The organism is Spirillospora sp. CA-142024, assembly GCF_050942325.1.
In the GTDB taxonomy this organism is placed as follows: Bacteria; Actinomycetota; Actinomycetes; order Streptosporangiales; family Streptosporangiaceae; genus Spirillospora.
Genome location: NZ_CP192077.1, coordinates 3873196 through 3896272 on the forward strand (window position 1 = coordinate 3873196; position 23077 = coordinate 3896272).

The following is a 23077-nucleotide window of genomic DNA, read 5'->3' on the forward strand; positions in this document are numbered from 1 at the left end:
CACTCGTTACCTTATAGGCTGGACGCCCGGTGAACGAAGGAGACCCGTCAGTGGCCAGACCGCGCGACCCGCACCGCCGCACCGAGATCCTCGACGCGGTACTCGACCAGCTCGCCGAGCACGGGATGTCCGGCCTCTCGATGCGTCCCATCGCTCAGGCGCTCGGGCAGAGCACGCGAGTCCTGACCCACCACTTCGCCGACAAGGACGCGCTCCTCGCCGCGCTGCTGCAACGCCTGGACGAGGTCCAGCACGCGCAACTCCATGCGACCGAAGGCTGGGACGACACCACGCGGGGGATCGGCGCGATCGTCCGTAACTCCTGGGATCGCCATCTCGCGCCCGAGAACATCGCGCACACCCGGCTCGTGCGGGAGATCGAGGGCCTCGCGGCGGCCGGACGTCTCGGTGACCGGGTCCCGGCGTTCCTGACGGACAGGGCCGAGTTCGTCGCCGGCGCGCTGACGGCCCGCGGGCTCGACCCGGCCCGGGCGCGCGTCAACGCGACGTTCCTCAACAGCGCCTACTCTGGCCTGCAGACCGACTTCCTAACCACGGGCGACCGGGAACGCGTCGAGAGGGCGCTCGACGAACTGTGCGGGCTCGCCGACTCCTGGACGGTGAGCGAAGGCCGGACTGACTAACGCCACCCGACATGGATCATGATCGCCAGTGCCGAGATTGTCACCCAGACGGAGCTGCCGACGTCCTCGATCAAGGACGCGGACATGACGGCGCAGTGCCGTCCTGCCCTGGCCGGAACGTCGACCAGTTGCTGCGCCACCTCGGCGGAGGTCAGCGCTGGGTCGCGGAGATCGTCCGGGCGCGGGCGGCCGAGCCTCCGTCCGGCGACCACTTCCGTGATCTGTCCAGCCACGCCCGCGAAGACGCCGCCGTCCCCGGACCATGGCTCGCCGGGAGCCGCCCAACTGGCGGACGCCCTACGCGAAGCCGGACCGGACGCCTGCCTCTGGACTCCGATACCAGGGAGGACGGCGTCCTTCTACGCGCGCCGGTTCGCACACGAGACGCTCATCCACCGGCGCCGATGCGACGCTCGCCCTCGGCAGGACGGTCATGGTCGCTGCCGACGTGCTGGACGCATGGATGGAACTCGGCGCGCTGCCGATGATGCTCGCCATCAAGACTGAGCAGGGGAACTGCTCGGCCCGGGCCGCATCGTTCACCTGCACGCGACAGAGACGGCTGCAAATGGCTGGGCGGCCTCACCGGCGACGGCATCGCATGGCGGCGCGTCCCCGAGAAGGCCGCCGTCGCGGTGCGTGGCCCGGTACCGAACTGCTCCTGCTCGTCTCCCACCGGCGGAGTACGGCCGAGGGGTTGGAGATCTTCGGCGACAGGAACTCCTGCGCTTCTGGCTGGAGCGGGTTGGATTTGCCCGATGGGCGTGGACACCAGCACAAACTTCGCCAGTGTTCGGTGCCGCAAACGGGCGATGCACGCCAGACTTGGACGCGGCGCGAATTGGACCTGTTCCCGCAAGAGACCGGGCCATACCGTCCGCCCATGCGTAACACACGACGTTTCTCCCTGGTGGCCGTGGCCGCGTTTCCTCTCGTCATGGCGATGCCGCCCGCGTCGGCCGCGGATTCCGCGACGACCGCGACCGGGACCGTCTTCTACCCCAACCCCGTCCAGCAGCTCGGCGACGAGTCCCTCACCGATGCGAAGGACGCGGACTACGCCGCGCTGGCGTCCGCCTACCGCCAGGTCACCCTCACCGACCTCGACGGTTCCGGGTCCCTCACCGGCCGATATGTGCGGGTCAAGAGCGAAACAGGCAAGGCGGCCCGGATCGACGATGGCGCGCTGGCCGCCTATCACCGCGACTCCGACCAGTTCGAGCAGGTCATGGGCTACTACTGGGTGACGACCGCGCAGAGGTACCTGCAGCACCTCGGGTTCGGGTCCGCGCTCCGTCCGGTGAACCAGCGGCAGATCGAGCTGCGGATCAACCAGTACGGGGGCGACAACTCGTTCTTCCGGGGCGACAAGGCGAACATCACGCTCGGCAAGGGCGGGGTGGACGACGCCGAGGACGCCGAGGTGATCGTCCATGAGTACGGCCACTCCGTGCAGGACGGCCAGGTCACCGGGTTCGGCACGAACCTGGAGTCGGGCGCGATCGGCGAGGCGTTCGGCGACTACCTGGCCGTGGCGGTCACCAGCTGGGCTACCGGTACACCGTCCAAGACCCCGGAACCGTGCGTCGCCGACTGGGACTCGGTGTCCTACACGTCCGGTCCGACGCACTGCCTGCGGAGGCTGGACGGGACCAAGCACTACCCCGAGGACATGGTGGGCGAGGTCCACGCCGACGGCGAGATCTGGTCGCGGGCCCTGTGGGACATCCGGCAGGCGCTCGGCGACACCAAGGCGGGGACCCTGATCGTCGAGGCCCAGTTCGCGTTCGCTCCGGACACCTCCTTCAAGGCGGCCGCCGGCGCGACCGTCGCCGCCGCGCAGCGTCTCTATGGCGCGCAGGCGGCGCAGGCCACCCGGGAGGCGTTCGCCGCACGCGGCATCCTGTGAGCGTCGCTCTGCTTCAGCCGGTGCGGGTCAGGCGGACGTATCCGTACGGGTTGAAGAAGAGGTCGTCCTCGTCGTAGCGGTCGCAGGTGCCGGTGCGCAGCACCCAGCGGGGGGCGTCCTCGGTCATCCGGAAACCCGCGCCGTCTTCGATCTCCTCCGCGCGGGGATCGGTCAGCAGGTAGATCGCCAGCGCGTCGAGATGCATGACGAGATCGGGCAGATCGTCGTCGGTCAGGTCCTCCCTCCCGGCCTCGATCTCCACCTCGGGCGCGCCGAGGAGGTGCATGCCGCAGCTGTAGAGGACCTGGCCGTCGTAGATCGGCCGCTTCACCCAGGCGGAGACGAGCGCATCGGCCAGGTCCTCGTTCTCGGCGCCGGCCGCCAGGTCGGCCAGCGCCAGCCAGCGGTCCCGGCCGTGGGTGATTCCGCTGCTCTCGTTCTTCACCGCGGACGCGCCGGAGCTCAGCAGAGCGGCGGTCGCCGCGAGCAGCCGCCGCGACGTGTCGGCCGCCAGCTCGCGCATCATCGGCGCGGACAGCAGGTAGCCGACGGTGTCGTGGGACTCGACGGCGGCCCAGTCCGCCTCGTCGAAGGAGGCAGCGGCCAGGCTGGCTTCGAAAGCGTCCGGCATCCTGGGGTCGGGTTCGTCCTCGGAGTACTCGCGATCGAGCACGAAACCGCCGAAGCCGGCGGCGATCCGTTCGATCTCCGGGAGACCCAGCTTGGAGCTGAGGACGCACAGCACGTGTCGTGGACTCACTTCGCTCATCCCGGCACGTTACTGATCATCATCGACGTCCGCGCCGATTCCTTCGCTTTCACGTGCATGGGCCCGGGTTCCGCCCGGGTGTCACTGGTACCAGTCGTCCTCGTCGCTTGAGAGGGAGCGGCCGAGGTAGTCGCCCAGGTCTCCGGCCGCCCAGCGGCGGCTGTCCGTTTCGTGTTCCCAGACGAAGACGTCCGCCCGCGGCGGCGTCCGGACGAAGGCGAACCGGTCACCGCCGCCGTTGTCGCCGAAGAAGAGCAGCGCGTCGAAAGGCATGTAGAGGTCGGCGAGCGAGTCGTCCGTCCAGAAATGAAGATTCTGCTCGACGATCTGCTCCAGCGGCCAGACCGTGTCCACGCCGTAGTGCCCGATCACGCCGTCGGTCTCTTGGAGGAGACCGGTGAGCTGGGAGGGGAGCGGGCAGCCCAGACGCTGCTCGGCGGCGGTGACCGCCGCGGTGTCGACGGGCGGCCTGAACTCGACGTCTGGGAAGGCCTTGGCCGCGACCTCTCTCCACATGCGTGAACCTTAGCGGCGGAGCGGTCGGTCGTTGGTCAGCGCGCGTCCGTCAGGGCGCGGGCCAGGTCGATGAGGTCGGTGGCGACGAGGCCGGGGTCGGAGGGCGGCGGGTCGGGCTCCGCATCCGGGCCCCATTCGAGGCGCGGGAAGAAGGCGGTGCGGAGGCCCGCCGCTGCCGCCGCTTCGAGATCGTCAGGGTGGCACGCCACCATGAGGAGGCGTCGCGGCTCGACGTCGAGGAGCTCGGCGGCCATGCGGTAGACGCGCGGGTCGGGCTTGTAGGACTTGGCCAGTTCCGCGGACAGGATGCAGTCGAAACGGAGACCGGCGTGTTTGGCGAGGCGGGTGAGCAGGCCCACGCCGCCGTTGGACAGCGTGGCGGTGAGGACGGGGCTCCGGTGCAGCCGCTCCAGGCCCTCGGACGCGTCCGGCCATGGGCGGAGGCGGTGCCAGGCTCGGACGAGATCGTCCCGGTGGGCGGCGGTGAGGGCGTCGAGTCCGTGTTCGGCCAGTACCTCGTCGAGCATGAGGCGGTGCAGATCGTCCAAGGGCTGCCATGGCAGTTCGCCGACGACGACCCGGCGGAGCGTCGGGCGGTAGCGGCGCCGCCAGGCGTCGGCCACGGCGGGCCAGTCGGCGTGCAGACCGGCCCGCCCGCCGATCTCCGCCAGTTCCCCGGTGACGCTTGAACGCCAGTCGGTCAACGTTCCGAACACATCGAACACCGCCGCGTCAACGTCCATGCACAGCACTCTTACATGTGCTCCGGTCATCATGCCCGGGTGAGGCGGTCCGTAAGGAGCGTCGGTAGTATTCGATCATGATGACTGCCGTGATCGCCTTCGCCGCCGCAGCGCTGATCATCAATGTGGTGCCGGGGCTGGACACCTTCCTCGTGCTCAGGACGTCCGTCGCGCAGGGGCGTCGGTGCGGGCTGGCGGCGGCGCTCGGCATTCTGACCGGGTGCGCCGTCTGGGGACTCGCGACGGCGGCCGGGCTCACCGCCCTGCTGACCGCCTCGCATGTGGCGTATGACGTGGTGCGCGTCTGCGGTGCCGCCTACCTCGTGTGGCTGGGGGCGACGGCGTTGTGGCGGGCCCGGAAGAAGACCGGTGAGGAGGTCCGGCCGGAGCCCGTCGTCGTCGCCGGACGGCTCGCCGCGTTCCGCGCCGGAGTCGGGACCAACCTGCTGAACCCCAAGGCCGGCGTCTTCTACATGAGCCTCGTCCCGCAGTTCATGCCGCACGGGGCGCCGGTGTTCGGCACGACGGTCCTGTTCACCGCGATCGACGTGGTCGAACTGGCCGTCTGGTACTGGATCGTGTCGGGCGCGGCGGCCGCGCTCGGGGAGCGGCTCAGGCGGCCGTCGTTCCGGCGGCGCCTGGAGCAGGTCAGCGGCGCCGCGTTCATCGGCTTCGCGGCGAACCTCCTGGCCGACCGCCCCTGACCGTGTAGTAACGAGCGGGTCGCGCCGGGGATGCGGTGAATTCGATGGGCGGTCACCGCCGACCCCGTAGTCTTCTCGGATGACTGAGAAGCTGTGGCGTATTGAGCCGTCGGGGCCGCTTCGCGGGGATGTCACCGTGCGGGGGGCGAAGAACGCGGTCAGCAAGCACATGGTCGCGGCGATGCTGGGCGACGGGCCGAGCACCATCGGCAACGCCCCCGACGTCGGCGAGGTCGGGATCACCGCGGGCATGCTGGAGCACGTCGGGATGACCGTGGAACGCTCCGGCGGCGAGGTGACCGTCGTCCCGGGGCCGGTGTCGGACCCGAGCGTCGGCAAGGCGTTCACCGGGCTGAACCGCATCCCGATCCTGATGCTGGGACCGTTGCTGCATCAGGCGGGTGAGGCGTTCGTCCCGCTGGTCGGGGGCGACCCGATCGGGCGGCGGCCGGTCGACTTCCATGTGGAGGCGCTGCGGGCGTTCGGCGCCGAGGTGTCGCACGCGGCGGACGGGATCCACGCGCACGCCACGCGGCTCGTGGGGACGCGCGTCGACCTGCCCTATCCGAGCGTCGGCGCGACGGAGACGGTGCTGCTGGCGGCCGTGCGGGCCGAGGGGAAGACCGTCATCCGGAACGCGGCGACGGAGCCGGAGATCATCGAGCTGGCGCTGTTCCTGCAGCGGATGGGGGCGCGGATCTCGTTCGCGCCCGACCGGCGCATCGTGGTCGAGGGCGTCGAGCGGCTGAGCGGCGCGCAGACGCGGCTGGGCGGTGACCGGATCGAGGCGTTCTCCTACCTGGTCGCGGGCCTGGTGACCGGGGGAGAGGTGCGGGTGCACGGCTGCCCGCAGGACCGGCTCGTCACCGCCATCACGACGCTGACCGGGATGGGCGCGAAGTTCGAGATCACCGACGAGTGGATCATGGCGTCCGCGCCGGACGGCCTGCACCCGGCCGCGGTGCAGACCGACACGCATCCGGGGTTCGCGACGGACTGGCAGACCCCGCTGATGGTGCTGTTCACCCAGGCGGACGGCATGTCGGTGCTGCACGAGACCGTCTACGAGAACCGGCTCGCCTACGTCCCGGCGCTGCAGAGCATGGGCGCGGAGATAGAGGTCTACGACACGTGCCTGGGCGGCCCCGCCTGCCGGTATCACGACACGGCGGCGGTGCACTCGGCCGTGGTGCGCGGAGTGTCGAAGCTCCGCGGCGGGGACGTGACCATGCCCGACATCCGGGCCGGGTTCTCGGCGGTCCTGGCGGCCGCCGTCGCCGAGGGGCCGTCCACGCTGCGCGGCGTCCACCACATCGAGCGCGGCTACCACCGTCCGGTCGAGCAGTTCCGGACGCTGGGGCTCTCGCTGCAGGCGGGCTAACCGGTCCTTACCGGGTGTTGGCCGAAACCTACAAGACGGCTGTGCGAGCGGCGGTCACGCTGGACACATGAACCTGACCAAGGCATCCGAGTTCATGGCCATGTACGCGCGTCCTCTGGACCGCCGCCGCTTCGAGCTGCTGACCGGCGAAGGGGACCGGGAGGCGCTGCTCGCCGCGCTCAACGCCTACCGGAACCCCGACGGCGGCTACGGTCACGGCCTGGAGCCCGACCTGCGGTCGCGGACCAGCCAGCCGGGCCCCGCGCTGCACGCGTTCGAGGTCTTCGAGGAGCTCGCCCCGATGACGGCGCCCGAGGCGGTGGCGCTGTGCGACTGGCTGGAGTCGGTGACGCTGCCGGACGGCGGCCTGCCGTTCGGGCTGCGCGTCCCCGACCCCGCCGGGTGCGCGCCGTTCTGGGCGGACGCCGACCCGGGGACGTCCTCACTGCAGATCACCGCGGTCGTCGCGGCCACGGCGCAGCGCGTCGCCGTCCACGACACGGCGGTCGCCGAGCATCCGTGGCTCGACCGCGCCACCCGTTACTGCCTCGACACCCTTCGCACGAAGGACGAGTTGCACGCCCTGGAACTCACGTTCGCGCTGTGGCTGGCCGACGCCGTCGACGACACCGAGGCCATCGCGCTGCTCGGCGAGCACATCCCGGAGAACGGCCTCGTCCACGTCCAGGGCGGCCTGGAGGACGAGATGATGCGGCCGCTCGACTTCGCGCCCTATCCGGGCCGTCCGGTCCGATCCCTCTTCAAACCGGACGTCATCACCGCCGAGCTGCGGCGTCTCGACGGCGAGCAGCGGGACGACGGCGGATGGCGCGTCGACTTCGCCTCCTACTCGCCCGCCGCCGAACTGGAGTGGAGCGGCTACGCCACCGTCAAGGCCGTCTCCATCCTGACCCGCAACGCCGACCGATAGCCGGTGTCCAGGCTCGGAAGGCGGCAGGTGGAATCCTTGGGGTGCTGGCCACATACGACGGCACCGGAGGCTCCCGATGGACAACGGCCCGGGCTACACGGCGCTCACGCCGCTCGCGTTCCTCAACCGGTCGGCGGAGGTTTTCCCCGGCAAACCCGCCTATGCCTACGGGGACCGGCGCGCCACCTACGAGGAGTTCGCCGCCGAGGCGACGCGGCTGGCCAACGCGCTGCGGGCGTCCGGGATCGAGCCGGGTGACCGGGTCGCCTATCTGGCGCCGAACATCCCCGAACTACTGGTGGCGCACTTCGCGGTGCCGCTGGCCGGCGCGGTCCTCGTCGCGATCAACACGCGGCTCGCGGCCGAGGAGATCCGCTACATCCTCCAGCATTCGGGGGCGAAGGCGCTGGTCGTGGACGCGGGACTGCACCCTTCCGTGGCTCCGCTGTCCGATGGCCTGCCGCAGGTCGTCACCATCCCGGCGACCGGTGCGGAGCCCGATCCCGCGGTCGGCGGCATCGGCTATGACGAGCTGCTGGCGCGCGGGTCGGACGATCCGCTGCCGTGGGACGTCCAGGACGAGAACGCCGCCATCTCGATCAACTACACGTCCGGTACCACGGGACGGCCCAAAGGCGTCGTCTACACGCACCGCGGCGCCTACCTCAACGCGCTCGGCGAGGTCGTCCACTCGCGGCACACGCCCGAGAGCGTCTACCTGTGGACGCTGCCGATGTTCCACTGCAACGGCTGGTGCACGCCGTGGGCGCTCGTGGCGATCGGCGGAACGCAGGTGTGCCTGCGCGCCGTCGTCGCCGGGGAGGTGTGGCGGCTCATCGACGAGGAGCGCGTCACGCACCTCAACGGCGCCCCGACCGTCCTGGTGACGATCGTGAACGCGGCGGAGGCGCATCCGCTGGAGCGGCCGCTGACCGTCACGACGGCGGGCGCGCCGCCCAGCCCGACGATCATCGGGGAGATGGAGCGGCTCGGCGCGGGCATCGTGCACGTGTACGGGCTGACGGAGACCTACGGGCCCTACTCGGTGTGCGAGCCGCAGCCGGGCTGGCCCGGGCTGGCCGCCGGCGACCGGGCCCGGCTGCTGGCCCGGCAGGGCGTCGGCATGCTCCAGACGGACGGCCTGCGCGTCGTCGACGACGACATGCACGACGTCCCGGCCGACGGCGAGACGCTCGGCGAGATCGTCATGCGCGGCAACAACGTCATGAAGGGCTACCACCGGGACGAGGAGGCCACCGCGCACGCGTTCCGCGGCGGCTGGTTCCACTCCGGCGACCTCGGCGTCCGCCACCCGGACGGCTATGTCGAGCTGCGCGACCGGTCCAAGGACATCATCATCTCCGGCGGCGAGAACATCTCCACGGTCGAGGTCGAGCGGGCGATCGACTCGCATCCGGCCGTGCTGGAGGTCGCCGTCGTCGCCGTGCCGGACGACCGGTGGGGCGAACGTCCGAAGGCGTTCGTGGTGCTCCGCGACGGGCACGCCGCCACCGAGATCGAGCTGGTCGAGCACGTCCGTGGAAGTCTCGCCCGGTACAAGGCCCCCGACACGGTGGAGTTCGTGACCGAGCTGCCCAAGACGTCCACCGGCAAGATCCAGAAGTTCCAGCTCCGCGAGCGGGAGTGGGCCGGACGCGAACGCCGCGTCCAGGGCTGAGAAACCCCTGCCGCGCCGTCCCTCCGGTCAGGTGATGCACGGCGGTTCGTGGGAAGTGTTCCCTGCGCGGCGCCGGGCCGCCGGACGCCGAGCGAGAGGGGAGCGGGATGTCGCCCACCGGGAGGCCGACCGCGAGGCCGGCCGGGAACGTGCTGATCGTGGGGGCGGGGCCGACGGGGCTGCTGCTGGCCGGAGACCTCGCCTCGGCCGGGATCGGCTGCACGGTGCTGGAACGTCGCGCGGCGGAGACGAGCAACCTGACGCGGGCGTTCGCCGTGCACGCCCGGACCCTGGAGATGCTGGACGCGCGGGGCGTCGCGGACGAACTGGCCGCCACCGGGAGGCGGGTCGGCGCGCTGCGGCTGCTCGGCTCGGCCGCTCTCGACCTGTCGCGGCTGCCGGGCCGTTTCCCGTACGTCCTGGTCACGCCGCAGTACGAGACGGAACGCGTGCTGAGGGAACGGGCCCTGGACGCGGGCGCGGAGATCGTGCACGGCGCCGAGGTCGTCGGGCTCCGCCAGGACGCGACGGGCGTGGACGTCGACGCGCGGACGGCCGACGGGAAGACGCGGACCCGCCGCGCGTCGTACGTCGTCGGCGCCGACGGGGTCCGCAGCACCGTCCGGCGGGCGCTCGGCCTGCCGTTTCCCGGCCATGCGGCGGTGCGGTCGGTGATGCTCGCGGACGTCCGGCTGGACGAGGCACCGGCCGATGTGCTGACCGCGGGGGCGGTCGGCGACGCGTTCGCGTTCCTCGCCCCGTTCGGGGACGGCTGGTACCGGGTGATCGCCTGGAACCGCCGCCACCAGGCGCCCGACTCCGAGCCCGTCGACATGGGCGAGCTGCGGGAGGTGACCCGCCGCGCCCTCGGCACCGACCACGGCATGCGGGACCCGCGCTGGACGTCCCGGTTCCACAGCGACGAGCGGCAGGTCCCGAAGTACCGGGCGGGGCGGGTGTTCCTGGCCGGGGACGCCGCGCACGTCCACTCGCCGGCGGGCGGGCAGGGCATGAACACCGGGATGCAGGACGCGGCGAACCTCGGCTGGAAGCTGGCCGCCGAACTGTGGGGATGGGCGCCGTCGTGGCTGCTCGACAGCTACCACGAGGAGCGGCATCCGGTCGGGCGCCAGGTTCTGCGGGGGAGCGGCGCGCTGCTGCGGTTCGCCCTCGCCGAGCCGCGCTGGCTGCGGACGGCCCGCGGCGCCGCGGCATGGGCGGCCACGCACGCCCGGCCCGTCGCGCGGCGGATGGCGGGCGCCGTCTCCGGCATCGACATCGCCTACCCGGCGCCGCGCGGTTCGCATCGCCTGGCCGGGCGGCGGGCCCCGGACGTCCCGCTGGCCGGCAGCCCGGGACGGCTGCACGAGCTGCTCGGCGACGGGCAGTTCGTCCTGGTCGTCGCGGCGAACGACCCGGCGGTCACCTATCTGGCGACCAAACGCTGGGCCGGGCGGGTGCACTGCGTCCTGGCCGGCCGCGCGACCCGGACGACCGCGCTGGTGCGGCCGGACGGCTACATCGCCTGGGCGACCGACGAGACCGCGCCGGACCGGCGGGCCGCGGCCATCCGTGACGCGCTGAACCAGTGGTGCGGACGTCCAGCCGACCGGCCCGTCCACGAACCGCAGCCGATCGAGAGCGTCCCCGGGGAGGACGGGCCCCGGGACGGGAGGGCCGGGCCATGACCGGCGGGACAGGGGGCCGCAACGTCGCCCGCAAGCTGATCGGCTCGCACCTGGTGAGCGGCGAGATGACGCCCGGCACGGAGATCGGGATCCAGGTCGACCAGACCCTCACCCAGGAAGCGACCGGCACGATGGTGATGCTGGAGCTAGCCCTCGACCTGGACCGGGTCCGCACGGACGTGTCCGTCCAGTACGTCGACCACAACCTGCTCCAGGCCGACGAGCGCAACATGGCCGACCACATCTTCCTGCGGTCCGCGAGCCGCCGCTACGGACTCTGGTTCTCCAGGGCCGGCAACGGCGTCTCCCACCCGACGCACATGCAGCGATTCGGTGTGCCGGCGGCCACGATGGTCGGCTCCGACTCCCACACGTGCGCGGCCGGGTCCCTCGGCATGCTCGCGGTCGGCGTCGGCGGGCTGGAGGTCGCGATGGCGATGGCCGGTGAGCCGCTGCACATCACGATGCCGGAGATATGGGGCGTCCGCCTCACGGGCGAGCTGCCTCCGTGGCTGAGCGCCAAGGACGTGATCCTGGAGATGCTGCGGCGGCACGGGGTCCGCGGCGGCGTCAACCGGATCATCGAATACCACGGCCCCGGCCTCGCGTCGCTCACGGCGATGGACCGGCATGTCATCGCGAACATGGGTGCCGAACTGGGCGCGACCACGACGGTGTTCCCGTCCGACGACCGGGTCCTGGAGTTCCTGCGCGCGGAAGGGCGCGAGGACGGCTTCACCGAGCTGGTCGCCGACCCGGACGCGACCTACGACGTCACCGACCCGCGCGACCTGGACACCCGCCGTCCGGCTGCCGGACAGGTCGAGCGGGACGCCGGGCCGCGCGCCGTCGTCGGCGGCCGCAACTACGGGCAGGGATCGTCTCGAGAACGCGCCGCGATCGCGCCCCGCCACCTCGGGCTCCGGCTCGTGCTGGCCCGCGGATACGCCCGCATCCACTGGCAGAACCTCGTCAACTTCGGGATCCTGCCCTCGAATTCGCCGACGGGTCCGACTACGACCGGGTCGATCAGGGCGATGTGCTGCGCGTCGAGAACGTCCGGGACGCCCTGAAGGCCGGGACCGAGATCGAGATCCGCAACATCACCAGGGACGAGACGTACCGGGCGCGGCACCGGCTGTTCGCGGAGGAGCGGGATCTGGTCGTCGCCGGCGGCCAGATCCCGCTCCTCCGCGAACGTTCGGCCGGTCAGTACCGACGCTCTTCGCGGCCGTAGCCGAGTTCCTCGGCCACGTCGGCGACGTTCTCGTACTCGCGCCTCGGAAGTGTGCGGAGCTGTTCGACCGCCGCGTCGGGCGCGCCGCCCTCGGCGGCGTGCCGGACCAGCTCGTTGGGGCGGGCCGGGTACCGGACGCCGGTGAGCATCCGGGCCAGGGCGCTGCGGCCCTCGACGTCCTGCGCGCTCATCCCGGGCGGGGAGCCCTCCCGCTCGCCGGCGGCCGGCGCGGTCGGGTCGGCCGGATGGTCGTCGGAGAAGGGCTCGGTCTCCTTGAACTCCTCGGCGTGCGTGGGATGACCGCCCCTGACCATGCCCTGCGTCTCGCGGCCGATCTCCTCGTCCAGCTTCGGGCCGTGCTTGTCGCTCTTGTCCGGCATCGTTGTCCTCCCTACGCCTATCGGTCAGAACGTTCCCGGGCGGGCGCGTCCAAACATGCGGGCGATCTTGCGGCCGGGGGCGCGGTACGGTGTGGCGCATGCTGCCGGAAGAGGGCGTGAACGTCGTCCGCGTCGTGGTCGCGCTGCTGGTCCGGGGCGACTACGAGGAACTGGAGACGCTGACCGAGGGCCGCCGGCTCAGCGCGTCCGAGATGGCCGCAACGGTCGCCGGACGCGGCCTGATCAGCCCGCCGGAGGACGCGTTCGGAGAGATCGAGACGATCGACGTCCGGCAGGTCTCTGCGGACGAGCGCGCGTTCCGGGTGGACTTCCCGCTGTGGACGGCGAGGGAGGGCCGCGCCGGGCCGGTGATGCGGCTCACCCTCACCGAAGTCATGGACGGCGTGTGGACCGTGGAGCTCGACGGCATCGGCCCGTGACACCCCCGGGCCCGCAGCCGGGTCAGGACTGCGAGATCCGCATCAGCCGCAGGACACGTCCCACCAGCGAGTTCTGCTCCCCGGGCGGCGTCCCGCCGTCCGGTGCCTCCTCCGTCGCGGTGGGCGGACGCCGAGGTTCCGGCGGGTCCCCGGCCAGTTCGTAGGTGACCGGCAGCGACCGCACGCCCCGCATCAGCGGGGACGACCGCCACTGGAGCCGGTCGGCGGGCAGCGCGAGCCGCAGCGCGGAGAAGCGGTCGAACAGCCGCTCCACCGCGATCGCGGTGACGGTGGTGGCGAGGTCGCGGCCGAGGCAGGCGTGCGGCCCGGCGCCCCAGGCCAGGTGGGCCCGCGAGCTGTAGATCGAGTCCGGCGTGGCGGCCGAGGTGAACGCCGGGTCCAGGTGCGCGGCGGCGGGCGACACCATGACCGGGTCGCCGGCCGCGATCTGGAACCGGCCGAGCCGCACATCGGTCTTGGCCCACCGGAACGCAAGGTTCGCGATCGGCGGGCTGGCGGCCATGGCCCGGTTGATCGCCTCCTGGATCATGCCCGCGGACAGGCTGTCGCGGACGCCGGTCTCGCCGATGAGCACCTCGGTGATGGTGTTGCAGATCAGCGTCCCGGTCACGTCGCCGACGAACCCGGTCATCATGACCATCTCGCCGGTCAGCTCCTCGGCGGTCAGGTCCGGCGCCGCGGCCAGCATCAAGGACGGCAGGTCGTCGCCGGGGGCCGCCGCCCGCGCCGCGCACAGGGCGGCGACCCGCGCGGTCAGCCGTTCGGACGCCTCCCGCGCGTCCGGCCCGGCGTCCAGCACCCGCCACAGGTCGGAGATCAGCTCGTCGCCGCCGTCGGCCCCGGTGCCGAGCAGCCGCCCGATCACCATCAGCGGCAGCGGTCTCGCGTACTGCGCGGACAGGTCGGCCCCGCCGGACCGGCCGCCGTCCTGCGACAGCACCGTGATCAGCTCGTCGGCGTACCGCCGGGCGGCCTGCTCCAGCGCCTTCGCCTCCGGCCGGGACCTGTCCTGGAACGGCCGCAGCCCCTCGCTCCAGGCACTGCGGAGCCGGGTGGAGTCGGCGCCGTCGCGGAACCCGCAGTTGTCGGACTCCACCACCGGCAGCAGCGGCCAGTCCGCGGGGACCGCGCCCTCCCGGTAGGCGCGCCAGCCGCCGACCCGCCTGCTCCAGATCCCGCGCGCGTCGCGCAGGATGTCGAGCGTCTGTGCGTAGCCGATGACGAGCCAGGCCGGCACCCCGAGGACGTCCACCGGCGCGACCGGCCCGTACTCGGCGCGCAGCCGCTCGTAGAACACCGCGGGGCGGGCCTCGTAGTCGCGGTTCGGCAGCGGCTGGACGGCGAGCGATTCCAGCGGCGGATGGGCGGGGGCGGGTTCGGCGGGGGGTATCTGGGGCTCCACGTGCACAAACCCTAGGAGACATCGTTCGACGGTGGCCGGTTTATGCTGGAAACGCCCACGATGATCTGCCGGGCGTGCAAGGAACCGCGGTCACCGCGGGTATGTGACGCTAGGTGTGCCCATACGAGAGCTGGAGGTCCGCATGGCCGACTCGGCAGGAGAACCCGCAGACGGCGAGGACGACATGAAGCGCAGGTTCCGGGAGGCCCTGGAACGCAAGCGCGGAGCGGCGGGCAAGAACGCCGGCGCCGGCGGGAAGAACGGCTCGAAGGTGCGCGGTACCCACGACCGTGCCGATCACCAGCGCCAGTTCCGCCGCAAGAGCGGCTGACCGGCCGCATGACCGATGACCCCCGCGCGGGAGGCGCGGGGGTCGTTCCGTTTCCGGGGGCGCGGATCGCGTTAGAGGCACCCGACCAGGGGGCCTCTCGAATTTCCGCCCAAAACGGTATGGGGCATTTGGTGATGATCAACCATTGCAGGACGAAAACCGGCCATTCACCCTCATGGGCATGCTCCCCATGAATCGCCGGTGACCGCCCCGCTCGACCGATCGGACCCGCTCGACCAGACCCCGCCTCCCCGAACGGAGCAGCCCATGCGCGTTCCCGTGCGCTCCCTCGTCGTCCTCACCGCGTCCGTCCCCGCCCTCGCCGCGATGCCCGCCGTGCCCGCACTGGCCGCGCCCGCGTTCCAGATGCCGTTCCCCTGCGGGCAGACCTGGTCCGGCCAGACCCGCTCGGACCACAGCCCGGCCAACGCGGTGGACTTCAACCGCGCGAACGACGTCGGCGACGCGGTGACCGCCGCCGCGTCCGGCACCGTCTCCCGCGTCGAGAACCTCGGCAGCACCAGTTACGGGCTGTGGATCGAGATCGACCACGGCGGCACGTACAAGACCAGGTACGCGCACCTGTCCGGCGAGTTCGTGACGGCCGGGCAGAGCGTCGCGGCCGGGCAGCAGATCGGCACGGTCGGCACGAGCGGCGGGTCGACGGGCCCGCACCTGCACTTCGAGGAGCGCTACAACGGCGCCGCCGTCAAGATCAAGTTCAACGGTTCCCAGATCGCCTACTGGGGGAGCCGGAACTACACCAGCAAGAACAAGTGCGCCGGCAGGTCCGGCACCGTGAACACGGCCGGCGTCTCGCTGGCGGTGCGGTCCGGGCCGCACACGGGCGACGCCAAGATCGGCTCCGTGCCGGACGGCGGGACGGTCTTCGTCACCTGCTACAAGCGGGGGACGTCGGTCACCGGCACCTACGGCACCAGCGCCATCTGGGACAAGAGCGGCTCCGGCTACGTTGCCGACTCCTACCTCTACACCGGCTCGGACGACCCGATCGCCCCCGCCTGCTGAGCGGTCAGCCTCCGTACAGCTTCTTCGCGTAGCTCGCCTCGGTGTAGTGCTGTTCGAGCTGCTCCAGCGTCTCTTCGGTGTACTGGACGTCCTTGACGATTCGGGCGTGCGGCGGCAGCGCCTCCGGCTCCCAGGACTCGGGCTTCCAGAGCTTCGAGCGCATGAGCGCCTTCGCGCAGTGGAAGAAGATCTGCTCGATCTCCACGACCAGCGCCAGCCGCGGCCGGTGCCCCTTGACGATCATCTCGTCGAAGAACGGCGCCTCCCGCACGAGCGTGGCCCTGCCGTTGATCCGCAGGGTCTCGCCGCGCCCCGGAACCAGGAAGATCAGGCCGACGTGCGGGTTGCTCAGCACGTTCAGGAACCCGTCGGCGCGCCGGTTGCCGGGGCGGTCAGGGACGGCGATCGTCGTGTCGTCGATGACATGCACGAACCCGGGCGGGTCCCCCTTGGGGGAGACGTCGCAGTTGCCGTCGGCGTCGCTGGTGGAGATGAGGCAGAACGGGGACCTGGCGAGCCATTCGCGGTCCCAGGCGTGCAGCGTGACGCGCTCCTTGTCGATCGCCCGCTGCATCGGGGTGCCGAGAAGCTCGCGCAGCTCCGCCGCGGACGTGATCGCAGTGAACTCGGGGGCGACCGTCATCGCCGCTCCTTCCGCCGGGAGACCAGAAGATCAGCGTAACCCGGGCGGTTCCGGACGCCGGGCGGCAGGGGGCGCCTCCGCGTCCTTTCAGCGCCGCACGGCGTAGCGGCGGACGCCGCCCTCCTCGTGGGCGTCCAGCAGGCCCCGGTCGGCGAGAACGTCGAGATGCGCCTCGATCTCCAGGACGGCCAGCATCCGGCTGAAGGCGTCCAGGTCGCCGAGCTCGCGCTTGCGGCGCGTCCAGGGCATGGCCTCCGCGACCTCGAAGGCCGTCGCGCGGCCCGCGCGGACCTGTGCCGCCGCGGCGTCGAGCCGCTCCGCGTGATGCTCCAGCAACTGGTCGACCCGGGTGTGGACGCTCGGCGTCACCGGGCCGTGCGCGGGGAGCAGCAGCGTGTCCGGCATGTCGCGGACCAGCCGCAGCGATTCCAGATAGCTGCGCAGCGGCTTCGGCTCCGGCTCGGTCTCCAGCCCGATCGACGGGGAGATGTGCGGCAGGACGTGGTCGCCCGCGAAGAGCAGCCCGGCCTCCGCGTCCCGCAGGACGACGTGGCCGCGCGTGTGCCCCGGCGTGGCGAACACGTCCAGCCCCCGGCCGGTCAGCGGGACGCGCTCCCCGTCGTCCAGCCACGCGTCCGGCATCGTGTGCGGGACGTCCCGCTCGGAACGGTCCATGGGCAGGCCGGCGATCTCGTCGGCGAGCGCGCCCGCGCCGCACCGGCGCAGCAGCTCCACCTGCCGCGGATGCAGGCCCCGCCGAACGTCGAACGCCTCGATCGACGGCCGCTCGCCGCGCCCGATCCGCACCCGCGTCCCGAACGACTCGCGCAGCGCCAGGGCCTGCGAGTAGTGGTCCCAGTGCGCGTGGGTGACGAGGAACTGCGCTACGTCCTCCAGCCGGTGGCCGAGCGTGGCGAGGGCGCCCTCCAGCGAGGCGCGCGTATCGGGCATGGCCCAGCCCGAGTCCACGACGACGAGCCCCTCGGTGTCCTCGATGACGTAGACGTTGACGGCGTGCAGCGACGGGATCGGTAGCGCCAGGGGAATCCGGTGCACCCCCGGCGCCACCGGATGAGCGCCCGGTTCGGTCCAGTCAGTCGGCTGCTCCACGACCGGTGCCGTCACCGCGCGCTCCCTCGATTGCCGAATCACGTTCGGAACGAACCTACTTCATCCCGAAAACCCCCTGCACAACCGGCCCCGACAAAGGCTTGTCAGTGTCTTTTGTGGGGGCGCCCCCACACCCCGGTGTGGGGCTGACCGTCGTCCTCCGCTCCGCTCCGGACGCCGGGCGGTGTCCTTTGTGGGGGGCGACCCCCACACCCCCGATGGTGGGCTGACCGTCGTCCTCCGCTCCGCTCCGGACGCCGGTCAGCCGTGCCGGGCGTCGTGGGTGGCGGCTTTGCGGGCGTCGGCGGCGGCCTTGCGGGCCTCGCGGGCGGCCTCCTCTGCTCGGGCGCGGTTCTGTTCGGCGCGTTCCGCCCGTCTGGAGGCGGCGTCGCGGTCGGCGACGGCCCGTTCCAGCTCGTGCCGGAGGCGGCCCACCTCGGCCGACGCCTCCTCCACTTCGCGTCTGGCCTCGCCTGCCCGTTCCTCGCGCTCAGCGAGCTTCCGCTCCGCCTGCTCGGCGCGCTTGCGGAGCGTCTCCGCTCTGCGCGCCCGGGCCGCGCTCGTGCGTGTGACGTTCGACTTCGCTCCCTCGGGCTCCTTCTTCTTCCGGGGCTCCGGCTTCTGGCGTTCCGTCTCGTCCGCGGGCGCCATCGGGAAGCCGACCGGGACGAAGCCCGTGTGGCTGCGCGGCTGCGGGAGACGTCCCTCGCGCACCTCGTCGGCGACGGCCGCGTCCACCGTGGCGGCCTGGAGAGTGTCCTCCACCTCGCGGACGGCCTGCTCGCGCAGCGGGCCGCCCGCCTCCGCGGCGAGGTCGCCGGCGGCGCGGACGAGTGCGCGGACCAGCCCGGCCCGGCGCTGCTCCAGGTCACCGAGCCCCCGGCCCGAACCCCACGCCGCGCGCATCTCCTCGCCGACGTCCAGCAGGTCCGCGAGGTCGCCGGCGGCCGAGCGCGCCAGGAGGTTCACCGCCCACGCCGACAGGGTCGGCCGCCGCAGCGCCCCGATGCGCTTCGCGAGCGCCGCGTCGCCATCCGCCTTCGCCTCCCGGGCCAGCCGCTTCCGCGTCTCCACGAACTCGGCGGGCGGGGCGCCGTAGAGCTCGTCGGCCGCGCTGGAGAAGTCCACGCCTGATCTCTACCCGCGTGGTCTCCCCCTGGATCAGGGGTGGACGCGCCGGAACGCACCTGCCTATACTCGTCCACGAGTATTCGTTCGCGAGGAGGGCGAGATGGCCAAGCGGCGCAAGGTGAGCAACCTGCTAGGGCTCGCCGTGTTGTCGACGGTCTCCGTCAAGCCGATGCACCCGTACGAGATGGCCTCGCTGATGCGTGAGCGTGGCAAGGACCACGACATGGACATCAAGTGGGGGTCGCTCTACACCGTCGTGGGCAACCTGGAGAAGCACGGCTTCCTGGCCGTGGAGGGCAGCACCCGGGAAGGGGCGCGGCCCGAGCGGACCGTCTACCGCATCACCGACGCGGGGCTTGAGGAGCTGGCCGACTGGGTCCGGGAGCTGATCGGGGTGCCCGAGCGTGAGCGGCCCCGGTTCGAGGCCGGGCTCTCCGTCCTCGGCGCCCTCGGCCCGGACGAGACGGTGTCCCTGCTGCGCGGCCGGCTCGACACGATGGAGCGGCAGATCGCCGACGAGCAGGCCGCATTGGACGCCGCGTCCGAGGTGCCGCGCCTCTTCTTGGTCGAGTCCGAGTACGACCTCGCGATCAGGCGCGCCGAGGTCGCCTGGGTGCGGGGTTTCGTCGCCGAGATCGAGGACGGCTCACTGCCCGGCCTCGACCTGTGGCGGACGTTCCACGAGACCGGGAAGGTCCCGCCGGAGATCGCCGAGCTGGCGGAGAGGGGAGCCCCCGGGGACTAGCGAGAAAGGCCCGGCGGGGGTGCGGCAACACCGCCGCCGGGCCGGAGAACCCACCACCGAGAACCCGCGCGGAGCGGGCCCGGGCGGCGAGCACGCGACACCAGCCTATCCGGGACCCTTCGCGCACGTTTCCCGCGGAGGAGACCATGGCGCACGCCATCGAGGCCGAGGGCCTCGTGAAGAACTATCCCGGCGACGTCCGGGCCCTGGACGGCCTGTCCATCACGGTCGGGCAGGGCGAGATCCTCGGGCTGCTCGGCCCCAACGGGGCGGGCAAGTCCAGCACAGTCAAGATCCTCACCACGCTGATCCGGCCGGACGCGGGCACCGCCGCCGTGGCCGGGCACGACGTGCGGCGCAGGCCGGACCGGGTCCGGCGCGTCATCGGCGTCGTGTCGCAGAAGTCCGGCGCGGACCCCGAGGCCAGCGGCCGCGACAACCTCGTCCTGCAGGGGCGCCTCCATGGGATGGGCGGGGCGGAGGTCCGGCGCCGCGCCGCCGAGCTGCTCGCCCGGTTCGGCCTGGAGGACGCCGCGTCCAGGCCCGTGAAGACCTACTCCGGCGGGATGCAGCGGCGGCTCGACGTCGCGCTCGGCCTCGTCCACCGGCCGCAGGTGCTGTTCCTGGACGAGCCCACCACCGGCCTCGACCCGGAGGCCCGCGCGTCGATGTGGGCCGAGATCGCGCGGCTGGCGGGCGACGACGCGCTCGCGATCCTGCTGACCACGCACTACCTGGACGAGGCCGACCGGCTCGCGCGGCGGCTCGCGATCGTCGACCGGGGCCGCGTCGTCGCGGAGGGCACCCCCGACGGGCTGAAAGGCGAGCTGCACGGCGACGCCGTCCACGTGGAGTGGGCGGAGGCGCCGCCCGAGCCGCTCGTGCGGGACGCGCTCGGCCGCCTGCCCGGCGTCCGGGAGATCGTCCTGGACGGGCCCAGCCTCAGCGCCCGCACCGACGACGGCGCGTCCGCCGTGCCGGCCGTCCTGGCCGCCCTCGACCAGGCCGGCGTCCCGGCCGCGGCGGCGACCGTCGCGCGGCCGTCCCTGGACGACGTCTATCTCCGCTACGCCGGCCGTCGCTTCGCCCAGGCCGACGCCGCCGACAACACCGAGCCCGTCACCGCCGGAGGTGCCCGATGACCGCCCTCGTGACCGGAACGTGGTGGATGACCCACCGGCGGCTGACCGCGCTCCTGCGCAACCCGGCCGTCCTCGTGATGACGCTGGTGCAGCCGATGATCTGGCTGTTCCTGTTCGGCGAGCTGTTCAAGAAGGTCGTCGAGCTGCCCGGCTTCGGCGCGCAGTCCTACCTGGACTACATCGTCCCCGGCGTCGTGATCATGAACGCGGTGTCGCTGAACTCCTTCGCCGGGATGGCGACCATGGACGAGATCGAGCGGGGCACCCTCAACCGGTTCCTCGTCACCCCGGTGCGGCGCAGCGCGATCGCGAACGCGGGCGTCATCGAGCAGGCCCTCAGCACCGCGTTCCAGTCGCTCGTCATCATCCTGCTGGGGTGGGCGGCGGGCGCGCACTACCCGGGCGGGCCCGCCGGACTGGCGGTGCTCGTCGCCATGTCGGTGCTGATCGGCATCGTCCTCGCGGCGCTGTCGAACACGCTCGCGCTGCTGGTCCGGGACCGCAACACGATCATCGGCCTGAACGTGATGCTGCTGCTGCCGCTGACGTTCCTGTCGTCGGCGTTCATGGCCAAGGAGCTGATGCCGTCCTGGATCCGGCATGTGGCGGCCGGCAACCCGGTGAGCTGGGCCCTGGACGCCGCCCGCGCCGCGCTCGCCGACGACCCCCGCTGGGGGACGGCCGCCGCGCACGGCGCCTGGCTCCTCGTCCTCACCACGGCCACCGTGGGCCTGGCGATCTACTCGTTCAGGAGTTACCAGAAGTCCCAGTGATAGGGCGATAGGTCCTCGGAGGGCATTGGCGGAACGTTCCCGCCGTGTGACCATCCGACCATGGACACCTCGTTGAAGGCCATCCTGGAAGGCGGTCCCGAGGACCTTCCCCACCGGATCGTCGGGATCACCCCGCCCGGCGCCGAGCTGAGGCTCCCGTTCCGCGGCGGATACGAGCACTTCAAGGCGACGTCCCGGCACCGGGACACCCCGGAGGGCAGGCTTCCGGTGTTCCGGTGGTCGGGGCGCACCGCCACCCCCGACGCCGTCTAGCGGGTGTCGAGGAACCGGTCCAGAACGCGGGTCCCGAAGGCCAGCCCGGCCAGCGGGACCCGCTCGTCCACGCCGTGGAACATCCCGAAGTAGTCGAGTTCCGGCCCGAGCAGCAGCGGCGCGAAGCCGAAGCTGGTGATGCCGATCCGGTTGAACGACTTGGCGTCGGTGCCGCCGGCCATCACGTACGGGACGGGACGGGCGAGCGGGTCCTCGGCGCGGAGCGCGCCCGCGAGCGCGGCGAACGTCGGACCGGCCGGGTCCGCGGCGGGCGCCTCCTCGTAGTTGATGAACTCGCGGGTGACCTTCGGGCCGAGCAGCCGGTCGATCGTGGCGAGGAACTCCTCGCCCGTGCCGGGCAGGTAGCGGCCGTCGACCTGCGCGGTCGCCGTGCCCGGCACGACGTTGACCTTGTAGCCGGCGTCGAGCCGGGTCGGGTTCGCCGAGTTGCGGATCGTCCCGGCGAACAGGTGCGCGGCGCGGCCGAGGCGCGCGGCCTCCGCGTCGAGCCGGTCGTGGTCGATGGTCGTGCCGAGTGCGTCCGCGAGCCCGTCCAGCAGCGCCCGCACGCCCGGCGTCAACCGGACCGGCCATTCGTGCGCGGCCAGCCGGGACACCGCGTGCGCCAGTTCGGCGACCGCGTTGTCGGGCGCCGGCTTGGAGCCGTGCCCGGCGGTGCCGCGCGCCGTCAGCTTCATCCACGTCGTGCCGCGCTCACCGGTCGCGATCGGGTAGACGCGCGTGCCGCCCGCGTCGACGCTGAACCCGCCGGACTCACTGATCGCCTCCGTGCAGCCCTCGAAGAACTCCCGGTGCTCGCGCGCCACGAAACGGGAGCCGTAGTCGCCGGTGCACTCCTCGTCGGCGAGGAACGCCAGGACGAGGTCGCCGCGGGTGCGCCGCCCCTCGCGCAGCCGCCGCCGGACGGTCGCGAGCGTCATCGCGAGGCTGCCCTTCATGTCGACGGCGCCGCGCCCCCACACGCAGCCGTCCCGCACCTCGCCGGAGAACGGGGGAACGGCCCAGTCGGCGGGGTCGGCGGGCACCACGTCCAGGTGCCCGTGGACGAGGAACGCCGGGTGTGACGGGTCGGTCCCGGGGATGCGGGCGAGCACGCTCGCGCGGCCGGGCGCCGACTCGGTGATCGTCGTCTTGACGCCCACCTCGTCCAGCAGCGCCGCGACGTGCTCGGCGGCCGGGCGTTCCGGATGGGCCACGCCCTCGCCCCGGTTCGTGGTGTCGAACCGGATCAGGTCCGTGCAGATCGCCGCCGCCTCGGCCCCGGCCCGGTCCGCCGCGGCGTCCGCCGGTCCACCCGCGTCCACCGGTTCGCCCACGTCGCGCACCACTACCCCCATGAGTCCCTTCCGCAACGATCCTTCATTTTGCTCCCTCGCTGACCAGTGTCAATGAATGATCAAAAACGTCTCGATCCGGTTTCGACTCCGTCATTGCCG

The 23077-nt window shown here is 72.1% G+C and carries 27 protein-coding genes; 17 read left to right on the top strand and 10 right to left on the bottom strand.

What is annotated here, in order from left to right:
- The first annotated feature begins 50 nt into the window (after positions 1–50).
- Complete coding sequence (locus ACQPZP_RS18715) at positions 51–644, top strand: TetR/AcrR family transcriptional regulator (RefSeq protein ID WP_433478891.1); 594 nt, start codon at positions 51–53, stop codon at positions 642–644.
- Here the strand turns inward: ACQPZP_RS18715 and ACQPZP_RS18720 are convergent.
- Positions 641–877: a hypothetical protein gene (locus tag ACQPZP_RS18720; RefSeq protein ID WP_433479789.1), complete on the bottom strand. Its 237-nt coding sequence runs from the start codon at positions 875–877 to the stop codon at positions 641–643. The two genes, ACQPZP_RS18715 and ACQPZP_RS18720, sit on opposite strands and share 4 nt — an antisense overlap.
- On the opposite strand from ACQPZP_RS18720, the gene ACQPZP_RS18725 reads away from it, so the two are divergent.
- Both ACQPZP_RS18725 and ACQPZP_RS18730 read left to right on the top strand, forming a co-directional pair.
- Entirely contained in the window at positions 773–1132 is a 360-nt protein-coding gene (locus tag ACQPZP_RS18725; protein ID WP_433479629.1) for a hypothetical protein, read from the top strand. The two genes, ACQPZP_RS18720 and ACQPZP_RS18725, sit on opposite strands and share 105 nt — an antisense overlap.
- A gap of 395 nt (positions 1133–1527) precedes the next feature.
- On the top strand, positions 1528–2553 hold the full coding sequence (locus ACQPZP_RS18730) for a M4 family metallopeptidase (RefSeq protein WP_433478892.1): 1026 nt from the start codon (positions 1528–1530) through the stop codon (positions 2551–2553).
- Positions 2554–2566: 13 nt separating this feature from the next.
- Here ACQPZP_RS18730 and ACQPZP_RS18735 read toward each other — a convergent pair whose 3' ends face one another.
- The 3 genes from ACQPZP_RS18735 to ACQPZP_RS18745 form a co-directional block, all read right to left on the bottom strand.
- Entirely contained in the window at positions 2567–3322 is a 756-nt protein-coding gene (locus ACQPZP_RS18735; protein WP_433478893.1) for a hypothetical protein, read from the bottom strand.
- A gap of 81 nt (positions 3323–3403) precedes the next feature.
- Positions 3404–3838 carry an SMI1/KNR4 family protein gene (locus ACQPZP_RS18740; protein ID WP_433478894.1) on the bottom strand — a complete coding sequence of 145 codons (435 nt, stop codon included), beginning with the start codon at positions 3836–3838 and terminating at the stop codon, positions 3404–3406.
- A gap of 35 nt (positions 3839–3873) precedes the next feature.
- Complete coding sequence (locus ACQPZP_RS18745) at positions 3874–4581, bottom strand: haloacid dehalogenase type II (RefSeq protein ID WP_433478895.1); 708 nt, start codon at positions 4579–4581, stop codon at positions 3874–3876.
- A 77-nt stretch (positions 4582–4658) separates the two neighbouring features.
- On the opposite strand from ACQPZP_RS18745, the gene ACQPZP_RS18750 reads away from it, so the two are divergent.
- The 7 genes from ACQPZP_RS18750 (at position 4659) to ACQPZP_RS18780 (ending at position 12200) form a co-directional block, all read left to right on the top strand.
- Complete coding sequence (locus ACQPZP_RS18750; protein ID WP_433478896.1) at positions 4659–5285, top strand: LysE family translocator; 627 nt, start codon at positions 4659–4661, stop codon at positions 5283–5285.
- A 79-nt stretch (positions 5286–5364) separates the two neighbouring features.
- Positions 5365–6666 carry a UDP-N-acetylglucosamine 1-carboxyvinyltransferase gene (murA, locus tag ACQPZP_RS18755; RefSeq protein ID WP_433469097.1) on the top strand — a complete coding sequence of 434 codons (1302 nt, stop codon included), beginning with the start codon at positions 5365–5367 and terminating at the stop codon, positions 6664–6666.
- 67 nt (positions 6667–6733) lie between these two features.
- Complete coding sequence (locus tag ACQPZP_RS18760) at positions 6734–7597, top strand: hypothetical protein (protein ID WP_433478897.1); 864 nt, start codon at positions 6734–6736, stop codon at positions 7595–7597.
- A gap of 76 nt (positions 7598–7673) precedes the next feature.
- Entirely contained in the window at positions 7674–9275 is a 1602-nt protein-coding gene (locus ACQPZP_RS18765; RefSeq protein WP_433478898.1) for a long-chain-fatty-acid--CoA ligase, read from the top strand.
- Between the two features lie 107 nt (positions 9276–9382).
- On the top strand, positions 9383–10963 hold the full coding sequence (locus ACQPZP_RS18770) for an FAD-dependent monooxygenase (RefSeq protein ID WP_433478899.1): 1581 nt from the start codon (positions 9383–9385) through the stop codon (positions 10961–10963).
- Complete coding sequence (locus ACQPZP_RS18775; protein ID WP_433478900.1) at positions 10960–12036, top strand: aconitase family protein; 1077 nt, start codon at positions 10960–10962, stop codon at positions 12034–12036. The genes ACQPZP_RS18770 and ACQPZP_RS18775 overlap by 4 nt, the downstream gene beginning before the upstream one ends.
- Entirely contained in the window at positions 12003–12200 is a 198-nt protein-coding gene (locus ACQPZP_RS18780; protein ID WP_433478901.1) for a hypothetical protein, read from the top strand. The genes ACQPZP_RS18775 and ACQPZP_RS18780 overlap by 34 nt, the downstream gene beginning before the upstream one ends.
- On the opposite strand, the gene ACQPZP_RS18785 is transcribed toward ACQPZP_RS18780, so the two are convergent.
- The gene (locus tag ACQPZP_RS18785; RefSeq protein ID WP_433478902.1) at positions 12173–12580 is read right to left on the bottom strand and encodes a DUF2795 domain-containing protein; all 408 of its coding nucleotides are present in this window, start codon (positions 12578–12580) and stop codon (positions 12173–12175) included. The genes ACQPZP_RS18780 and ACQPZP_RS18785 overlap by 28 nt on opposite strands.
- Positions 12581–12678: 98 nt before the next feature.
- On the opposite strand from ACQPZP_RS18785, the gene ACQPZP_RS18790 reads away from it, so the two are divergent.
- Positions 12679–13020, top strand: coding sequence for a DUF7668 domain-containing protein (locus ACQPZP_RS18790; RefSeq protein ID WP_433478903.1), 342 nt, complete (start codon positions 12679–12681; stop codon positions 13018–13020).
- 22 nt (positions 13021–13042) lie between these two features.
- Here the strand turns inward: ACQPZP_RS18790 and ACQPZP_RS18795 are convergent, their stop codons facing one another.
- A complete protein-coding gene (locus ACQPZP_RS18795; RefSeq protein ID WP_433478904.1) occupies positions 13043–14443 on the bottom strand; it encodes a cytochrome P450 in 1401 nt (466 codons plus the stop codon).
- Positions 14444–14585: 142 nt separating this feature from the next.
- On the opposite strand from ACQPZP_RS18795, the gene ACQPZP_RS18800 reads away from it, so the two are divergent.
- Both ACQPZP_RS18800 and ACQPZP_RS18805 read left to right on the top strand, forming a co-directional pair.
- Entirely contained in the window at positions 14586–14774 is a 189-nt protein-coding gene (locus tag ACQPZP_RS18800) for a DUF5302 domain-containing protein (protein ID WP_433469105.1), read from the top strand.
- 267 nt (positions 14775–15041) lie between these two features.
- Positions 15042–15803: a peptidoglycan DD-metalloendopeptidase family protein gene (locus ACQPZP_RS18805; protein ID WP_433478905.1), complete on the top strand. Its 762-nt coding sequence runs from the start codon at positions 15042–15044 to the stop codon at positions 15801–15803.
- 4 nt (positions 15804–15807) lie between these two features.
- Here ACQPZP_RS18805 and ACQPZP_RS18810 read toward each other — a convergent pair whose 3' ends face one another.
- The 3 genes from ACQPZP_RS18810 to ACQPZP_RS18820 all read right to left on the bottom strand — a co-directional run bounded on the left by ACQPZP_RS18810 (position 15808) and on the right by ACQPZP_RS18820 (position 18684).
- The gene (locus tag ACQPZP_RS18810; protein WP_433478906.1) at positions 15808–16446 is read right to left on the bottom strand and encodes a pyridoxamine 5'-phosphate oxidase family protein; all 639 of its coding nucleotides are present in this window, start codon (positions 16444–16446) and stop codon (positions 15808–15810) included.
- A gap of 87 nt (positions 16447–16533) precedes the next feature.
- The gene (locus ACQPZP_RS18815; protein WP_433478907.1) at positions 16534–17571 is read right to left on the bottom strand and encodes an MBL fold metallo-hydrolase; all 1038 of its coding nucleotides are present in this window, start codon (positions 17569–17571) and stop codon (positions 16534–16536) included.
- Positions 17572–17817: 246 nt separating this feature from the next.
- A complete protein-coding gene (locus ACQPZP_RS18820; protein WP_433478908.1) occupies positions 17818–18684 on the bottom strand; it encodes a hypothetical protein in 867 nt (288 codons plus the stop codon).
- A gap of 103 nt (positions 18685–18787) precedes the next feature.
- Here ACQPZP_RS18820 and ACQPZP_RS18825 point away from each other — a divergent pair, with 103 nt between their 5' ends.
- The 4 genes from ACQPZP_RS18825 (at position 18788) to ACQPZP_RS18840 (ending at position 21620) form a co-directional block, all read left to right on the top strand.
- On the top strand, positions 18788–19432 hold the full coding sequence (locus ACQPZP_RS18825; RefSeq protein WP_433478909.1) for a PadR family transcriptional regulator: 645 nt from the start codon (positions 18788–18790) through the stop codon (positions 19430–19432).
- 146 nt (positions 19433–19578) lie between these two features.
- Positions 19579–20574, top strand: coding sequence for an ATP-binding cassette domain-containing protein (locus tag ACQPZP_RS18830; protein WP_433478910.1), 996 nt, complete (start codon positions 19579–19581; stop codon positions 20572–20574).
- A complete protein-coding gene (locus ACQPZP_RS18835) occupies positions 20571–21347 on the top strand; it encodes an ABC transporter permease (RefSeq protein ID WP_433478911.1) in 777 nt (258 codons plus the stop codon). Before ACQPZP_RS18830 ends, ACQPZP_RS18835 begins: the two co-directional genes overlap by 4 nt.
- A 60-nt stretch (positions 21348–21407) precedes the next feature.
- Positions 21408–21620 (top strand): DUF5988 family protein, encoded by a 213-nt coding sequence (locus ACQPZP_RS18840; RefSeq protein WP_433478912.1) that lies wholly within the window; start codon positions 21408–21410, stop codon positions 21618–21620.
- Here the strand turns inward: ACQPZP_RS18840 and ACQPZP_RS18845 are convergent.
- Complete coding sequence (locus tag ACQPZP_RS18845) at positions 21617–22978, bottom strand: M20/M25/M40 family metallo-hydrolase (RefSeq protein WP_433478913.1); 1362 nt, start codon at positions 22976–22978, stop codon at positions 21617–21619. The genes ACQPZP_RS18840 and ACQPZP_RS18845 overlap by 4 nt on opposite strands.
- Positions 22979–23077 lie beyond the last annotated feature (99 nt).

What these genes read in the sequence shown, in the direction of transcription:
- ACQPZP_RS18765 (WP_433478898.1), top strand. Translation starts at nt 7,674, where the DNA reads ATGGACAACGGCCCGGGCTACACGGCGCTCACGCCGCTCGCGTTCCTC.
- ACQPZP_RS18770 (WP_433478899.1), top strand. Translation starts at nt 9,383, where the DNA reads ATGTCGCCCACCGGGAGGCCGACCGCGAGGCCGGCCGGGAACGTGCTG.
- ACQPZP_RS18805 (WP_433478905.1), top strand. Translation starts at nt 15,042, where the DNA reads ATGCGCGTTCCCGTGCGCTCCCTCGTCGTCCTCACCGCGTCCGTCCCC.
- ACQPZP_RS18845 (WP_433478913.1), bottom strand. Translation starts at nt 22,978, where the DNA reads ATGGGGGTAGTGGTGCGCGACGTGGGCGAACCGGTGGACGCGGGTGGA.
- ACQPZP_RS18835 (WP_433478911.1), top strand. Translation starts at nt 20,571, where the DNA reads ATGACCGCCCTCGTGACCGGAACGTGGTGGATGACCCACCGGCGGCTG.
- ACQPZP_RS18830 (WP_433478910.1), top strand. Translation starts at nt 19,579, where the DNA reads ATGGCGCACGCCATCGAGGCCGAGGGCCTCGTGAAGAACTATCCCGGC.
- ACQPZP_RS18810 (WP_433478906.1), bottom strand. Translation starts at nt 16,446, where the DNA reads ATGACGGTCGCCCCCGAGTTCACTGCGATCACGTCCGCGGCGGAGCTG.
- murA (WP_433469097.1), top strand. Translation starts at nt 5,365, where the DNA reads ATGACTGAGAAGCTGTGGCGTATTGAGCCGTCGGGGCCGCTTCGCGGG.
- ACQPZP_RS18735 (WP_433478893.1), bottom strand. Translation starts at nt 3,322, where the DNA reads ATGAGCGAAGTGAGTCCACGACACGTGCTGTGCGTCCTCAGCTCCAAG.
- ACQPZP_RS18750 (WP_433478896.1), top strand. Translation starts at nt 4,659, where the DNA reads ATGATGACTGCCGTGATCGCCTTCGCCGCCGCAGCGCTGATCATCAAT.
- ACQPZP_RS18745 (WP_433478895.1), bottom strand. Translation starts at nt 4,581, where the DNA reads ATGGACGTTGACGCGGCGGTGTTCGATGTGTTCGGAACGTTGACCGAC.
- ACQPZP_RS18775 (WP_433478900.1), top strand. Translation starts at nt 10,960, where the DNA reads ATGACCGGCGGGACAGGGGGCCGCAACGTCGCCCGCAAGCTGATCGGC.
- ACQPZP_RS18730 (WP_433478892.1), top strand. Translation starts at nt 1,528, where the DNA reads ATGCGTAACACACGACGTTTCTCCCTGGTGGCCGTGGCCGCGTTTCCT.
- ACQPZP_RS18840 (WP_433478912.1), top strand. Translation starts at nt 21,408, where the DNA reads ATGGACACCTCGTTGAAGGCCATCCTGGAAGGCGGTCCCGAGGACCTT.
- ACQPZP_RS18790 (WP_433478903.1), top strand. Translation starts at nt 12,679, where the DNA reads ATGCTGCCGGAAGAGGGCGTGAACGTCGTCCGCGTCGTGGTCGCGCTG.
- ACQPZP_RS18785 (WP_433478902.1), bottom strand. Translation starts at nt 12,580, where the DNA reads ATGCCGGACAAGAGCGACAAGCACGGCCCGAAGCTGGACGAGGAGATC.
- ACQPZP_RS18825 (WP_433478909.1), top strand. Translation starts at nt 18,788, where the DNA reads ATGGCCAAGCGGCGCAAGGTGAGCAACCTGCTAGGGCTCGCCGTGTTG.
- ACQPZP_RS18740 (WP_433478894.1), bottom strand. Translation starts at nt 3,838, where the DNA reads ATGTGGAGAGAGGTCGCGGCCAAGGCCTTCCCAGACGTCGAGTTCAGG.
- ACQPZP_RS18760 (WP_433478897.1), top strand. Translation starts at nt 6,734, where the DNA reads ATGAACCTGACCAAGGCATCCGAGTTCATGGCCATGTACGCGCGTCCT.
- ACQPZP_RS18800 (WP_433469105.1), top strand. Translation starts at nt 14,586, where the DNA reads ATGGCCGACTCGGCAGGAGAACCCGCAGACGGCGAGGACGACATGAAG.